We start from the raw sequence: 12,882 nt of genomic DNA on the forward strand, positions 1-12,882 counted from the left end.
CCCGACCGGCACCCGGTCGGCGGACGCCCACCCGCGCGCGGCGGACCGGGGCGCGAACTTCGGCCCGGCCGGACGGCGCGGGGGCGGCGGGCCGACCGGGGAGCCGACGCCCGGCGAGGACCGGGTGCGATGACCGGCGACGGGCTCAGCGTGACCGGCACCGGTGTCACCGTTAACGCGGCAGCCGGCGAGGGGGTCGACCGGGCGGTGCTGGCCGAGTCACGCCTGGCCGAGCTGCGCGCGCACACCGGCGCCGACGTGGTGGCGGTGACCCTGGACACCGAGGGTGCGGTGGTCGGCGGGGCCGACGGGGAGCCCCGACGCAGCCACAGCACCCCGGTACCGGCCAGCCACGCGGTCGGCGCCGGGGACGCGTACCTGGCGGCGATGACGCTGGCGCTGGCGGCCGAAGCGACGCTGCCCACCGCCGCCCAGCTCGCCCAGCTCGCCGCGACCATCACGGTCTCCGACACCGGCACCTGCGTGTGCCGGCGGGAGGACCTGCTGGAAGCGCTGGGCGCCGGGCGGGACGAGACCGGCCACCCGACCCTGGTCGCGCCGACGAGCTGGCCTCGATCGTCGAGGACCACCGGCGCTCCGGCCGCTCGGTGGTCTTCACCAACGGGTGCTTCGACGTGCTGCACCCGGGGCACGTCCGCTACCTGACCCAGGCCCGCGCGCTGGGCGATCTCCTGGTCGTGGCGGTCAACTCGGACGGCAGCGTACGCCGGCTCAAGGGGCCGGACCGGCCGGTGAACCCGGTCGAGGACCGGACCGCGCTGCTCGCCGCCCTGGAGTGCGTCGACCACGTGGTGGTCTTCGAGGAGGACTCGCCGGCGCCGCTGATCGAGGCGGTCCGCCCGGACGTCTACGTCAAGGGCGGCGACTACCCGCCGGAGATGGTGCCGGAGGCGCCGCTGGTCCGCCGGCTGGGCGGCCAGGTGCGCACCCTCGGCTACGTGCCGGACCGGTCCACCTCGGCGATCATCGACCGGATCCGGGCGCAGTCGGCCACCGGCAACGGCGCCGCGGCGCAGTCCGTCAGCGGCAACGGCGCCGCGCCGCAGCCCTCGACCGTCACCGACGGCGCGCCCGGCAGGCGGACGTGAACCGACCGCTCGACCTCGGCGCGCCCGCGGAGTTCCGCCGGCAGCGGCAGCTCGACGTGCTGATCCCCACCCGCAACCGCCCGGCCGAGCTGGCGGTCACTCTCTCCGGGCTGGCCGCCCAGGAGGGCGTACCCGACTTCGGGGTGGTGGTCAGCGACCAGTCCGACGACGAGGCCGCGTACCTCCACCCGGCGGCGGCCACCATGGTCCGGGCGCTGCGCCACCGGGGCCACCCGGTGCTGCTGACCCGCCGGCTACCCCGGCGCGGGCTGGCCGAACATCGCGCCTACCTGCTGGACCGGTCCGTCGCCCGGTACGTCCTCTGCCTCGACGACGACGTCTGGCTGGAGCCGGGCACGCTGTCCCGGCTGGTCACCGCGATCCGCGAGCTGGGCTGCGGATTCGTCGGCAATGCGGTGCACGGCCTGTCCTACGCCGACGACGTGCGGCCGGACACGCACGGGCACTACGAGGAGTGGCAGGGCACCCCGACCCCGGAGCGGGTACGCCCCGGCACGCCGGCCTGGGACCGGGCGCAGATCCACCCGGCGGCGAACCTGCTGCACGTCACCGAGAAGCTGCGGCTGCCGGCGGGCGCGTGGCGCGCGTACAAGATCTCCTGGATCGGCGGCTGCGTGCTCTACGACCGGGCGAAGCTGGTCGACGCCGGTGGCTTCGAGTTCTGGCGGCGGCTGCCCGAGCGGCACCAGGGCGAGGACGTGGCCGCGCAGCTCGCGGTGATGGCCCGGCACGGCGGCGCGGGTGTGCTGCCCAGCGGGGCGTACCACCTGGAGACGCCGACCACGGTGACCGAGCGGGACGTGGAGGCCTGGGAGGTCGTCCTCACCGAGTCCGACACCCCGCAGCCCGCCTGAGCGCCCGATCAGCCGCGAAGCAGTTCGCGGGCCGCCTCGACCACCTCGACCGTGGGCACGTCGGCGACGAAGGAGTCCCGGTGCGGGCAGTCGCCGTCGCCGGGGCGGTGCGGGTAGATATCCCGGGTGCAGTCCATGCCGCAGACCGGGCACTGCGTCGTCCAGGAGGCGATCGGCCGGTGCCGGGCGCGCAGCGGGGTGGCCCCGTTGATCAGGTTGCCGATCCAGTAGACGCCGACCGTCGGGGTGCCGACGGCGGCGGCCAGGTGCAGCGGGCCGGTGTCGTTGGAGACCATCAGCGCGCAACCGGCGTAGCAGGCGGCCAGCCCGCCGAGGCTGAGCGTGCCGACCTGCGGGCGTACCGGCACCCCGGCCGCCGCGACCACCGCCTCGACCACCTCTCGCTCGGCGGGCGTGCCGGTGACCAGCACCTCGTACCCGTCGCCGACCAGGGCGCGGGCGACCTCGCCGAACCGCTCCGACGGCCAGCGCCGCCGGGTGTCGGTGGCCCCCGGATGCAGCGCCACCCGGGGCTGCCGCGGCTCGCCGAGCACCCGCCGGGCCTCCGCGCGGTCCGCCTCGGTCACCGCGAGGGCCGGGACGATCGTGGTGGCCGGCGCCCCCACCAGGGCGGCGACCTCCAGGTAGCGGATCACCTCGTGCTGGTAGTAGACGTACCGGATCCAGCGGTCCAGCGGCGGGGCGTCCTCGGCGCGCGGCCCGGCGGTGACCCGGGCGCCCAGCCCGGCGACGAGTGGATTGGAGTTGCGGCCGCCGCCGTGCAGCTGCAACGCCAGATCGAAGCGTTCGTCGCGGGCCGCGGCGAGGAAGTCGTCCAGGGCGGGGCCGGCTTCGTCGGGGCCGGGGTCGCGGATGCCGGGCGCGGGCGGGACCACCAGCACCCGGTCCACCGGGCCGGGCCGGTCGCGCCAGAGCTTCGCGTGCCAGGGCGCGCCGAGCAGCACGATCTCCGCCGACGGGTACGCGGCCCGCAGCGCCTCCAGCGCGGGCAGGGTGAAGATGAAGTCGCCGAGCGCGTTGGCCCGCAGCACGGCGATCCGCTCGACCTCGGGCACCCGCTCGCCGACCGGCCCGAGCAGGGACGGGGTGTCCACGCGCGCCGCTAGGGCCGGTCGATCTCGTCGACCGTGGTGTCCGGGTGGTGCATCTCCCGGTCCGCGGCCGGATCGGCCAGGGTGGTCGTACCGGTGCGGGCGGGTCGGGAGCCGGTGCGCCCGACGGTGATGGTCCGCGGGGCGGGCCGGGACGCCCGGGGCAGTCGGACCCGGAGCAGGCCGTGGTCCATCACCGCGTCGATCCGGTCCGGGTCCACCCGGGACGGCAGGTCGACCCGATACTCGAAGCCGCGCGTCTCGAAGCCGCCCGGGATGCCCTGGTCGGCGTTGACCTCGGCCTCCGAGCGGGCCCGGACGCAGAGCTCCCGGTCGTCCAGCTCGACGGCCACCTCCTCCGGCGCCACCCCGGGCAGCCGGGCGACGACCTCCCAACCGTCGGCGGTCTCGGTCAGTTCGACGTCGGGCGAGGCCGAGCGGCCGCCGACCAGGCGGCTGAGCTCCGAACGCAGCGACTGCAGCTCGCCCATCGGGTCCCACCCCTGCTGGCGGCCGCGCCAGCCCCGACCGCTCGACTGTTCCGTCATCGCACGTCTCCGATCCGCTGGTTGGCCGTGGGGGGTCGCAGCGAGCTGGGAGCGTTCAGGTCGGCCTGCGGGTCGACCCCGACGCCGAGCCGGTCGACCAGCTCACCGCCGAGCCAGGCGCTGATGCCGAGGATCGCCACGGCCACCACCTCGATGGCGATCAGGGCGCCCCCGGCGGCGCGGGAGTCGGCGTTGAGCCGGACCACCCAGATCGCGGCGAAGAGCAGGATCACCGCGACGTTGGCGGCGGCGTGGGTGAGGCCCACCCGCTTCGCCCGGGTGCCGGTGGGGAGGGCGAGCAGGTCGACGCTGCCGGCCGCCGCGGCCAGCAGGCCCCCGATCAGACCGACGGTGATGTTCCAGTACGCCACCTCGCCGAGGAGGTCGGGCCCGCCGACGGTGTCCACCACGTCGAAGATCACCGCGGTGACCAGGAGCGCCACCGGGAACATCACCAGCATCGGGTGCACGGGGTGGCCGAGCACCTTCAGTCGGCTCTCCATGGTGGCCTCCATCGTCGCGTCCGAGCGCGCTGCGGCTTAGGCGGTACCCGTCGGGCTCCCGGGGAAACCTCGCGTTCGACGCGCTCGCCTAGGCTGGTCGCGGCGGGGCCGGCCGTTCCACCGGCCCACCCGGGTCAACGGACGGGGGAGGAACACGTGACGGCGGAGATCACCTCGCACGAGGAGCTGCGCGAGCTGCTGGGGACGCCGATGCCCCGGGCCGTGGCCAAGGAGCGGACGGTGCTGCACGAGCGGGACCGGCAGTGGCTGGCCGCCTCGCCGTTCTGCCTGGTCGCCACGGCGGGCGCGGACGGCAGCTGCGACGTCTCGCCGAAGGGCGACCCGCCCGGCTTCACCCGGGTGCTGGACGAGACGACGATCGCGATCCCGGAGCGGCCGGGCAACCGCCGGGCGGACGGGTACCGCAACATCCTGGACAACCCACACGTCGGGCTGATCTACCTGATCCCCGGGCGCACCGACACGCTGCGGATCAACGGCCGGGCCCGGCTGGTCCGGGACGCGCCGTACTTCGCCGACATGGTGGTGCGGGGGCACCGCCCGGTGCTCGCCGTGGAGGTGCGGGTCGGGCAGATCTTCTACCACTGCGCCAAGGCGTTCCTCCGCTCCGAGCTGTGGCAGCCGGAGACCTGGCGGCCGGAGGCGCTGCCGTCCCGGCCCCGACTGATCAAGGAGGTGGAGGCTCCCGTGGAGAGCCTCGCCGACCTGGAGCGCCACTACGGCCCGGAGTACGCCACCCGCATCTACTCCTGATCGCTTCGGTCCGGCCCGGCCCGGGTCGGACGTGCTCGAGGCGTTGCTAAAGACATCTTTATGAGCTCGGCCAGGCCCTCGGCGTACGACCGGCGCTCTGGTCGCCACCGTCGGGGCCCTCGCCGGCCTGCTCTGGGTGGTCTTCTCCCCGGTCCGCGCGCTGCGTGAGCTGCCCGAGCCGGCGGCGGACGGCTGACGTTTGGGCGGCCGGCTGAGGGCACAGATCAAGGGACGGCCCACCGCGCCACGCGGCGCTGTACCCCCTGAACACGGGTCGAGGAAAGGATGATGTTCGATGCCGACGCAGAACAGCTCGGGGCGCGGCAGCGGTTCCACCGCGACCAGGAACCCGCCGGGTAACCAGACCCCGAACACCCCCGACATCAGCGAGAGCGAGATCGCCCGCCTCAAGGTCGACGAGCTGCGCAGCCGGCTGCGCAGCCACGGCGTCACCGACACCGCCGACATGCACAAGGACGACCTGGTCAAGGCCCTGGTCAAGAACCTGCGTGACGGCTCGGGTCCGCGGGGCGGCGCGGGTTCGTCCGGTGGCGGCGTCCGCACCGGCCAGCACACCTCGAAGTCGATCAGGTACTCCCAGGAGATCACCTCGATCGACGACGAGCCGGACCGACCGGGGCGCAGCCTGGTCGCCACCGACCACGAGGTGATCCGGCGGTGGGCCGAGGCGCGCAAGGGCGTACCGACCACGGTCGACGGCAGCGAGCACGACGGGCACGCCGGGGTGCTGCGCCTCGACTTCCCGGCCAACGGCCGCGAGGCGCGACTGCGCGAGATCAGCTGGGACGAGTGGTTCCGCGCGTTCGACGAGCGCCGGCTGAACTTCATCTACCAGGAGGAGCGCTCCGACGGGAAGCAGAGCAACTTCTTCCGCCTGGAGAGCCCGGACCGCGAGGACGGCTGAGACCCGGACGCGGAGCCTTCCCCCGCGTCCGTCTCTTGTGCCCGGAGACGTTCCGATTGAGCGCCACCAGCCCGGGTAGGAAGTCCTGTGGACGCGAGAAGACGACTCACCGACAAGGAGTGCCCATGACCACGAAGGTCGAGAAGTCCATCGAAGTCAACGTTCCGGTCAGCACCGCCTACAACCAGTGGACCCAGTTCGAGGAGTTCCCCCGCTTCATGGGGGGCGTCCAGGAGGTACGCCAGCTCGACGACAAGCGGATGCACTGGGTCGCCGAGATCGCGGGCGTGAAGCGTGAGTGGGACGCCAAGGTCCTGGAGCAGGTCCCGGACCGCAAGGTGGCCTGGGCCGCCACCGAGGGCGCCACCAACGCCGGCGCCGTCTACTTCCAGCCGGTCGGCACCGGCCGCACCCAGGTCCGGCTCTCCCTCGAGTACGAGCCCGAGGGGCTGGTCGAGAAGACCGGCGACAAGCTGCACATCGTCGAGAAGCGGGCCGAGGCGGACCTGGAGAAGTTCAAGTCGTACATCGAGAGCCGGGGCACCGAGACCGGCGCCTGGCGCGGCACGATCGACGAGGGTCGCAACCTCGGCACCCCGGGCGTGGAGCACGCCGCCTCCTCGCGGGGCGACGACGGCAAGGCCGGCGTCTCCGGCAAGGCCGTCGCGGCCGGCCCCGCCGTCGCGGGCGCGACCGCGGCCGGCGCGACGGGACTGGCCAAGCAGCGGTCGAGCGACGACGACACCGCGCGGGAGATTGAGACCGAGTACGTGGTGACCGACGTCCCCACGCCCCGGACCTTCCCGGCCGACCCGGCCGACCCGCGCCGCAACCTCTGACGCGCGTCACCTCCCTGCCGGCGTGAGCCCGGCGGGCCGGCCCGCAGCCGAGCCCGCCGGGCTCACCCGTGTCCATGGTCGCCGACGAAGGGTGCTGCCGGTGCGCCTCGTCCGGACGCCAGCCGGCCCCACGATGGGCGGTACGCCGGGCGGTAGCGGCTGCGCCGCGCTACTCCGCGCCGGCGTTGGCGGGAGGCGCCTTCGACGCCTGCCGCGCCGCCTCGATGACGTCGGTCAGCGTGGCGTGCAGGCGCTTGAGGTCCTCGACCGGCATGCCCAGCCGCTCGACGATGGCCGGGGGGATCCGCTCGGCCTGGCTCCGCAGCGCCCGGCCCTTGGCGGTGAGCGTCACGGCGAGGCTGCGTTCGTCGGCCGGATCGCGCTCGCGCCGGAGGTAGCCGGTCGCCTCCAGCCGCTTGAGCAGGGGCGACAGGGTGCCCGGGTCGAGTTGCAGGCGGCGGCTCAGCTCGCGTACGGACAGGGGTGCGTGCTGCCAGAGGGCCAGCATCACCAGGTACTGCGGGTGGGTGAGTCCCATCGGTTCGAGCAGCGGGCGGTAGACGGCCACCACTCCCCGGGCCGCGACGGAGAGGGCGAAACAGACCTGCTGTTCCAGCGCCAGCGGATCATCGATGTCGCTCAGGTCACCCATCCGATCGGTCCCTCCCTCTCGCTGTTACCGTACCAATAGTTTGCGTACCAATCGTTGGACTACCAATGGTGAGGGGTGGGACACATGGCGGAGGAGCACAAGACTCCGGACGATCAGGGCAAGGGCGGCCGGATCCTGGACTGGGTCTACCGGAACCTTGCCGGCCCCGCGACGGTCGACAACGCCGTCCACGGCGGCTCGCAGGAGGCGCGCGAACAGTGGAAGCGGGACCTGGAGAAGCGCAAGCAGTGGAGCCGGGAGCAGCGCGAGCGCAAGCGCGCCGAGCGCGAGGCCCGCCGCGGCCGCTGACCTGAGTCCCCGGATCCGCGACGGGCACCCTGCCACCGCCGTGCCGCTGGTCAGCCGTCGAGGACGGACAGGTCGAGCTTGCCGAGCCGCTCGGGGTCGGAGAGCACGTCGATCGCGACGATCTTCCCGGCCGCGACGGTGAAGCCCATGACCGAGACCGGCCGCCCCTGTACGACGACCACGACCCCGGCGGCGCCGTTGACCAGCGCCGGGCGCGCGAACGGGGAGAGCCGCCCGAAGGTGAGCGCCTGCCCGGCCACCGTGCGCGCGCCGGTGAGCACCACCGTCTGACGGGCTCGCGTGAGCCCGCCGTCGGCCCGCAGCACCACGTCGGGGTGGAGCACCGAGACGAGCGCGTCGAAGTCGCCGTCGTGGGCGGCGGCGAAGAACGCGCTGACGACCTCCCGCTGGCGGCTGGCGTCCGGATCGGGCTCGGGGGCCTGCCCGCGTACCCGGCGGCGGGCCCGGCTCGCCAACTGCCGGGCGGCGGTCGGGGTCCGCTCGATCATCGGGGCGATCTCCTCGAACGGCACGGCGAACATGTCATGCAGCACGAACGCGAGCCGCTCGGCCGGCGTCAGCGTCTCCAGCACCACCAGCAGCGCCAGCCCGACCGAGTCGGCGAGCACCGCCTCCCGCTCGGGGTCGACGCCGGACTCCGGGCTGATGATCGGATCGGGCACCCGCACGTCGAGCGGCTCCTCCCGCCGGTGCGCCCGGGCCCGCAGCATGTTCAGGCAGACCCGCGCCACCACCGTGGTCAGCCACCCACCGAGGTTCTCCACCTCGCTGGTGTCGGCGCGACTGACCCGCAGCCAGGCGTCCTGGAGGGCGTCGTCCGCCTCGCTCGTCGAACCGAGCATCCGGTACGCCACCGCCCGCAGCCGGCTCCGCTGCTCCTCGAAACGCTCGCTCAGAAATTCGCGCTCATCCACCGGTCACATCCCCTTCTCGCCGGGTGTCACAGCGGTAGACCCACGAAACACCGCCGACGTGACCGGGAGATCGACTCCCGGACCGAACGAGTTTGGAGCAGCCATGACGTCACCCATCCTGGTCACCGGTGGCACCGGCACCCTCGGCCGCCTCGTCGTACCGCTCCTGCGCGAGGCGGGCCAGGACGTGCGGGTGCTCAGCCGGGGCCGGCACCAGCCCGGAAGCAATGCCGCACACGTCACCGGTGACCTGCTCACCGGCGCGGGAGTCGAGGCCGCGGTGGCCGCCGCCGAGACCGTCCTGCACCTCGCCGGCGGGCCCAAGGGCGACGACGAGGCGACCCGGAACCTGGTCCGGGCCGCGTCGCGGGCCGGGGTGCGGCACCTGGTGTACATCTCGGTCATCGGCGCGGACCGGGTCCCCCTCAGTTGGCTCCGGTCCAAGCTGGACGCGGAGCGGGCGATCACCGACTCCGGCCTGCCCTGGACGACGCTGCGGGCCGCCCAGTTCCACGACCTGACCCTCACCATGATGGAGAGGATGGCAAAGCTGCCGGTGATACCGGTCCCGGGCGGGCTCCGGCTCCAGCCGGTCGACGCGCGGGACGTGGCGGCCGGCTCGCGGAACTGACGCTGGACAAGCCCGCCGGCCTGGTGCCCGACCTGGCCGCCCCCGGGTGTACGGGATGGCCGAGCTGGCCCGCGGCTACCTGCGGGCACGCGGCAAGCGCCGCCCGATGCTGCCGGTACGGATGCCCGGGAGGGCCGGCCGGGCGTACCGGGCGGGCGAGAACCTGACGCTCGACGGCGCCGACGTGGGCGCGCGGACCTGGGAGGCCTTCCTGGCCGAACGGGTGCAGCCGACCCGCTGAGCGCCGCAGCGCGGCGGCCGTCCCGGCCCGCCGCGCGTCCCGCGCTCACTCCCGGTCGCCCGCCGCCACGATCACCCACGCCAGCGGGCGCGCGAGGCGCCCAACCTACGACCTCGCGCATCCGGCGCACAGATCGGTGCCTTGACCACAAACGGTCACGGGTTGGATGACACGCGGCTCGGCTCCGCAGCCAGCGGCGCTACGTGTCTCAGTCTTGGGCGATGGCAGAACCTGTTCGTGGACCAGGACGGTCGACGGCGCTCGGCGTGGCGCGCAACCCCGCCCGGCTCGTCGCCTTCAGCGACGCGGTCTTCGCCATCTCCATCACCCTGCTCGTCCTGGAGATCCGCCCGCCGGAGGACACCCGGCACCTGACCCACAGCCTCGCCGCGCTCTGGCCGTCCTACCTGGCGTACGCCCTCACGTTCCTGCTCATCGGGCAGGTGTGGGCCAACCACCACCTGATGTTCGACCACCTCCGTGGCGTCGACTGGGTGGTGCTGCTGCTCAACACCCTGCTGCTGATGAGCATCGCATTCCTGCCATTCGCCGCTTCCGTTCTGGCCGCCGCGTTCCGCGAGGGCCACGGGCAACGGACGGCCGTCGTCTTCTACGGCATCGCGCTCGGGCTGGCAGCCTCGCTGTTCAACGCCATCTGGGGGTACGCGAGCCGAGGTCACCGGCTGCTCGACACCACCGTCGATTCCGCCGGTGCGAGAGCCATCAGCAGGCGGTTCCGGCTCGCTCCTCTCTGGATCGCCGCCGGAACCCTGCTCGGCGCCCTGCTCCCCGTCCTCGGCGTGGCCATGATCACCGCGTTGATCCCCTTCTACTGGCTGCCGATCCGCGGCGAGCTCGCCAGGGAGAGGCGCCGGCGCGGCGGCCGGGAGTGACCCGACGAGGACGTCCCTGCCTCGTCGGCGCGGGTGCATTAGGAGATCGGGGTTAGTCGCGGGTGTGTCCTGGCGGGAGCGGGTCTTCGTCGGGCCGAACGGGGAGCGGGCGTGGACCAGGGGGTTGCGGTGCAGGGCGGTGATCAGGGCGGCGTGCCGCCGATATCGGTCCAGGTGTCGTCCCAGAGGGCGGAGACATGCGGGTCTAGCAGCGGAAACGGCTCTCGGCATCTCACACCGCTCCCTGGCTGTCCGTCGACCTCTGCGGACTAGATGGGGACCGCTCACGTCGCTCCCGGGAACATCATCTTGGGACCAGATGCTGTCGCATTCCCTGCTGTCCCCTCGGCGACGGGCACGCGCTGTGACTCACTCGCCGAGGGCATTACTTGTCGAGGATGCGGGCCTTCTGGGCTTCGTACTCGGCTTCGGTTAGCGCGCCGGTTTCCTTGAGCTGGTGCAGCTTCTCAAGCAGGACAACCGGGTCATCGTGCGAGCGCTGCCCGCCGACCTCCTCGCCGATCTTCCTCGCGAACCAACTGTCGTGGGCCCGGCCCCAGATGAACGAGACGATGGCTAGAACGATGATGACCGGGATGATGACCTCCATGGCGCGTAAGCGTAGAGAGGCTGGGCAACATTTGGCAGGCAGGCGGTGACCTGGCTTGACCTGCACCGTCGCACCGGTCCACGTCCGGCTAGATGCGGACCGACCACCTATCGGGGCGGTCCAGAGCGTCAGCTCGCTGGCGTCATCAGAACAAGGAGATGGGCGGGTCGCAGGGGCAATGACTACTCCACTCCGACGTCCTAAGGAGCACCATGCCGGCGGCAAGGATTCCGATGACTGTGCCCGTGGTCCAGGACGTGAGCATGGCCGCCAACAGCTTGTCCCGGTCGCCTCGTCTGAAATGTCGGATTGCGACGCCCACTGTGACCACGGATCCGACAATGCTTGTCAGGGTCGACAGACCCACCGCGGCTGCGGCACGGTCGGCTGGGTCTTCAGGGTCAACCAGGAACACGACCAGAAAGACGGCGGCGGCCAAGGCGTGACCTATCAAGCCATAGGCGGCACCGCGACGAGGCCCTCTCTGTCAGGCTGGTGTGAGACACCCCGGCGATCGGGGTTGGCTTGTAGGGCGTGACTGGAGATGTGTACGTGAGCAGCAACATGCAGTCCGCCGAGCAGAGTAGGTCGGAGCCGGTTGATCCGGCGCCGCGCCCGACTCGGCGTAGCTTCACCGCCGAGTACAAGGCCGCGATCGTGGCCGAGTACGAGGCCGCCCCGCACGGTGAGAAGTCTGCAGTCCTGCGGCGGGAAGGGTTGTTCCACTCCCATGTGCAGGAATGGAGCCGTGCCCGGGACACCGGCGTGGCACCTGGTACGACGACGCGTTCGTCCGCGGCGTCATCTGCGGTTACCTCGCGGTTGTCGCGTGCCGAACGCGAGACCGAGCGGCTGCGGGTCGAGAACGCCCGGTTGAATGCGAAGCTGGCGCAGACGCAGGCAGCGTTGTCGATCATGGGAAAAGCACACGAGCTCTTGGCGTCGTTGGCCGAGGGCTCGGACACGCCGCCCTCGTCGAGCCGGTGATCGAGCAGACGCTGCAGGCCCTGACGGGCGTGGGGACGCCGGTCAGGACGGCGTGGCGGCTGCTGGGACGCGCTCGTGCCACGCATTACCGTCACGCTGGTGGCAAGGTCCACGGGCCGAAGCAGCGGCGCCGGCCGGGTCCGCAGGCCCTCAACGACGGTGAGCGGGCCGCGGTCCTGCAGGTGATCAACCGTGCCGGCTACAGCGACTTGTCGATCGGGCAGATCTTCATCCGTGAGCTCGACGAGGGGCGGTACTGGTGCTCTCTGTCGAGCATGTACCGGATCGCAGCGGCCGCGGGTCAGAGCCGGGAACGACGCCGGCAGGCCACCCACCCGGCGAAGGTCAAACCCGAGCTGGTCGCCGACGCTCCGTCTCAGGTGTGGTCCTGGGACATCACCAAGATCCGCGGACCGGTGAAAGGAGTCTGGTACCACCTGTACGTGTTGATCGATATCTACTCCCGGTACAACCCGGGCTGGATTATCGCCGCGGCCGAGGACTCCGTCCTGGCCCGTGACTTCATCGACGAGGCCATCGCCCGTAACGGGCAGGTCCCGCACACCGTGCACGCTGACCGCGGGACCTCGATGACCTCGCAGCCGGTATCGGCGTTGCTGGTCAATCTCGGCGTGACCCGGACCCACTCCCGGCCCCAGGTATCGGACGACAATCCGTTCTCCGAAGCGCAGTTCAAGACCCTGAAGTATCTGCACGACTTTCCCGGATCGTTCCCGAGCCTGTCCGCTGCCCGAGCGTTCTGCGACGGGTTCTTCACCGAGTACAACCACGTTCATCGCCATTCCGGGATCGGCTGGCACACCCCGGCCTCGGTGCACTTCGCCACCACCGGCCCGGTCGACGACGCCCGCCAGGCCACCCTCGACGCCTGCCCGCGCCGCCCACCCCGAACGCCTTCGCCCGACCGACCCCGCCCAC

The 12,882-nt window shown here is 72.4% G+C and carries 15 protein-coding genes and 2 pseudogenes; 11 read left to right on the forward strand and 6 right to left on the reverse strand.

Features of this window, described 5'->3' with window-relative positions; all coding sequences use genetic code 11:
• A pseudogene (gene rfaE2 / locus JNW87_RS24785) lies at positions 1-1,109 on the forward strand (D-glycero-beta-D-manno-heptose 1-phosphate adenylyltransferase); the annotation flags it as partial.
• Entirely contained in the window at positions 1,106-1,984 is an 879-nt protein-coding gene (locus JNW87_RS24790; protein ID WP_109802399.1) for a glycosyltransferase family 2 protein, read from the forward strand. The pseudogene rfaE2 and the gene JNW87_RS24790, both read left to right, overlap by 4 nt.
• 8 nt (positions 1,985-1,992) lie before the next feature.
• Here the strand turns inward: JNW87_RS24790 and JNW87_RS24795 are convergent, their stop codons facing one another.
• From JNW87_RS24795 to JNW87_RS24805, 3 genes are read right to left on the reverse strand one after another with little or no spacing between them, the layout of a single operon-like run.
• Positions 1,993-3,099: a glycosyltransferase family 9 protein gene (locus JNW87_RS24795; RefSeq protein ID WP_238454484.1), complete on the reverse strand. Its 1,107-nt coding sequence runs from the start codon at positions 3,097-3,099 to the stop codon at positions 1,993-1,995.
• A gap of 8 nt (positions 3,100-3,107) precedes the next feature.
• Positions 3,108-3,644: an Hsp20/alpha crystallin family protein gene (locus JNW87_RS24800; protein WP_109804453.1), complete on the reverse strand. Its 537-nt coding sequence runs from the start codon at positions 3,642-3,644 to the stop codon at positions 3,108-3,110.
• Positions 3,641-4,147, reverse strand: a complete 507-nt coding sequence (locus JNW87_RS24805; RefSeq protein ID WP_109804454.1) for a DUF2231 domain-containing protein — start codon at positions 4,145-4,147, stop codon at positions 3,641-3,643. Before JNW87_RS24805 ends, JNW87_RS24800 begins: the two co-directional genes overlap by 4 nt.
• Before the next feature lie 156 nt (positions 4,148-4,303).
• On the opposite strand from JNW87_RS24805, the gene JNW87_RS24810 reads away from it, so the two are divergent.
• From JNW87_RS24810 to JNW87_RS24820, 3 genes and pseudogenes are all read left to right on the forward strand, one after another.
• The gene (locus JNW87_RS24810; RefSeq protein WP_238454485.1) at positions 4,304-4,921 is read left to right on the forward strand and encodes a pyridoxamine 5'-phosphate oxidase family protein; all 618 of its coding nucleotides are present in this window, start codon (positions 4,304-4,306) and stop codon (positions 4,919-4,921) included.
• A gap of 295 nt (positions 4,922-5,216) precedes the next feature.
• Positions 5,217-5,846 (forward strand): hypothetical protein, encoded by a 630-nt coding sequence (locus JNW87_RS24815; RefSeq protein ID WP_109804456.1) that lies wholly within the window; start codon positions 5,217-5,219, stop codon positions 5,844-5,846.
• Positions 5,847-5,971: 125 nt separating this feature from the next.
• A pseudogene (locus JNW87_RS24820) lies at positions 5,972-6,421 on the forward strand (SRPBCC family protein); the annotation flags it as partial.
• Between the two features lie 433 nt (positions 6,422-6,854).
• On the opposite strand, the gene JNW87_RS24825 reads toward JNW87_RS24820, so the two are convergent.
• A complete protein-coding gene (locus JNW87_RS24825) occupies positions 6,855-7,337 on the reverse strand; it encodes a MarR family winged helix-turn-helix transcriptional regulator (RefSeq protein ID WP_201749897.1) in 483 nt (160 codons plus the stop codon).
• An 84-nt stretch (positions 7,338-7,421) separates the two neighbouring features.
• On the opposite strand from JNW87_RS24825, the gene JNW87_RS24830 reads away from it, so the two are divergent.
• The gene (locus JNW87_RS24830) at positions 7,422-7,646 is read left to right on the forward strand and encodes a hypothetical protein (protein ID WP_109804458.1); all 225 of its coding nucleotides are present in this window, start codon (positions 7,422-7,424) and stop codon (positions 7,644-7,646) included.
• 50 nt (positions 7,647-7,696) lie between these two features.
• Here JNW87_RS24830 and sigJ read toward each other — a convergent pair whose 3' ends face one another.
• Positions 7,697-8,581, reverse strand: coding sequence for an RNA polymerase sigma factor SigJ (gene sigJ, locus JNW87_RS24835; protein ID WP_109804459.1), 885 nt, complete (start codon positions 8,579-8,581; stop codon positions 7,697-7,699).
• A 103-nt stretch (positions 8,582-8,684) separates the two neighbouring features.
• On the opposite strand from sigJ, the gene JNW87_RS24840 reads away from it, so the two are divergent.
• The 3 genes from JNW87_RS24840 (at position 8,685) to JNW87_RS24850 (ending at position 10,346) form a co-directional block, all read left to right on the forward strand.
• Positions 8,685-9,212 carry an SDR family oxidoreductase gene (locus JNW87_RS24840; RefSeq protein ID WP_238454486.1) on the forward strand — a complete coding sequence of 176 codons (528 nt, stop codon included), beginning with the start codon at positions 8,685-8,687 and terminating at the stop codon, positions 9,210-9,212.
• A 55-nt stretch (positions 9,213-9,267) separates the two neighbouring features.
• The gene (locus JNW87_RS24845; RefSeq protein ID WP_238454487.1) at positions 9,268-9,453 is read left to right on the forward strand and encodes a hypothetical protein; all 186 of its coding nucleotides are present in this window, start codon (positions 9,268-9,270) and stop codon (positions 9,451-9,453) included.
• A gap of 221 nt (positions 9,454-9,674) precedes the next feature.
• Positions 9,675-10,346, forward strand: a complete 672-nt coding sequence (locus JNW87_RS24850) for a TMEM175 family protein (RefSeq protein ID WP_201749898.1) — start codon at positions 9,675-9,677, stop codon at positions 10,344-10,346.
• Positions 10,347-10,731: 385 nt separating this feature from the next.
• On the opposite strand, the gene JNW87_RS24855 is transcribed toward JNW87_RS24850, so the two are convergent.
• Positions 10,732-10,956, reverse strand: a complete 225-nt coding sequence (locus JNW87_RS24855; RefSeq protein WP_109804461.1) for an SHOCT domain-containing protein — start codon at positions 10,954-10,956, stop codon at positions 10,732-10,734.
• A 552-nt stretch (positions 10,957-11,508) separates the two neighbouring features.
• On the opposite strand from JNW87_RS24855, the gene JNW87_RS24860 reads away from it, so the two are divergent.
• Complete coding sequence (locus tag JNW87_RS24860) at positions 11,509-11,943, forward strand: transposase (RefSeq protein WP_146231231.1); 435 nt, start codon at positions 11,509-11,511, stop codon at positions 11,941-11,943.
• A partial coding sequence (locus JNW87_RS24865; protein WP_238454488.1) for a DDE-type integrase/transposase/recombinase occupies positions 11,940-12,882 on the forward strand: 943 nt, incomplete at its 3' end. The genes JNW87_RS24860 and JNW87_RS24865, both read left to right, overlap by 4 nt.

Origin of the sequence: Micromonospora sp. ATA51 (genome assembly GCF_016802855.1) — a bacterium.
Taxonomy (GTDB): Bacteria; Actinomycetota; Actinomycetes; order Mycobacteriales; family Micromonosporaceae; genus Micromonospora; species Micromonospora sicca.

What these genes read in the sequence shown, in the direction of transcription:
- JNW87_RS24800 (WP_109804453.1), bottom strand. Translation starts at nt 3,644, where the DNA reads ATGACGGAACAGTCGAGCGGTCGGGGCTGGCGCGGCCGCCAGCAGGGG.
- JNW87_RS24805 (WP_109804454.1), bottom strand. Translation starts at nt 4,147, where the DNA reads ATGGAGAGCCGACTGAAGGTGCTCGGCCACCCCGTGCACCCGATGCTG.
- JNW87_RS24815 (WP_109804456.1), top strand. Translation starts at nt 5,217, where the DNA reads ATGCCGACGCAGAACAGCTCGGGGCGCGGCAGCGGTTCCACCGCGACC.
- JNW87_RS24825 (WP_201749897.1), bottom strand. Translation starts at nt 7,337, where the DNA reads ATGGGTGACCTGAGCGACATCGATGATCCGCTGGCGCTGGAACAGCAG.
- JNW87_RS24830 (WP_109804458.1), top strand. Translation starts at nt 7,422, where the DNA reads ATGGCGGAGGAGCACAAGACTCCGGACGATCAGGGCAAGGGCGGCCGG.
- JNW87_RS24840 (WP_238454486.1), top strand. Translation starts at nt 8,685, where the DNA reads ATGACGTCACCCATCCTGGTCACCGGTGGCACCGGCACCCTCGGCCGC.
- JNW87_RS24845 (WP_238454487.1), top strand. Translation starts at nt 9,268, where the DNA reads ATGGCCGAGCTGGCCCGCGGCTACCTGCGGGCACGCGGCAAGCGCCGC.
- JNW87_RS24850 (WP_201749898.1), top strand. Translation starts at nt 9,675, where the DNA reads ATGGCAGAACCTGTTCGTGGACCAGGACGGTCGACGGCGCTCGGCGTG.
- JNW87_RS24855 (WP_109804461.1), bottom strand. Translation starts at nt 10,956, where the DNA reads ATGGAGGTCATCATCCCGGTCATCATCGTTCTAGCCATCGTCTCGTTC.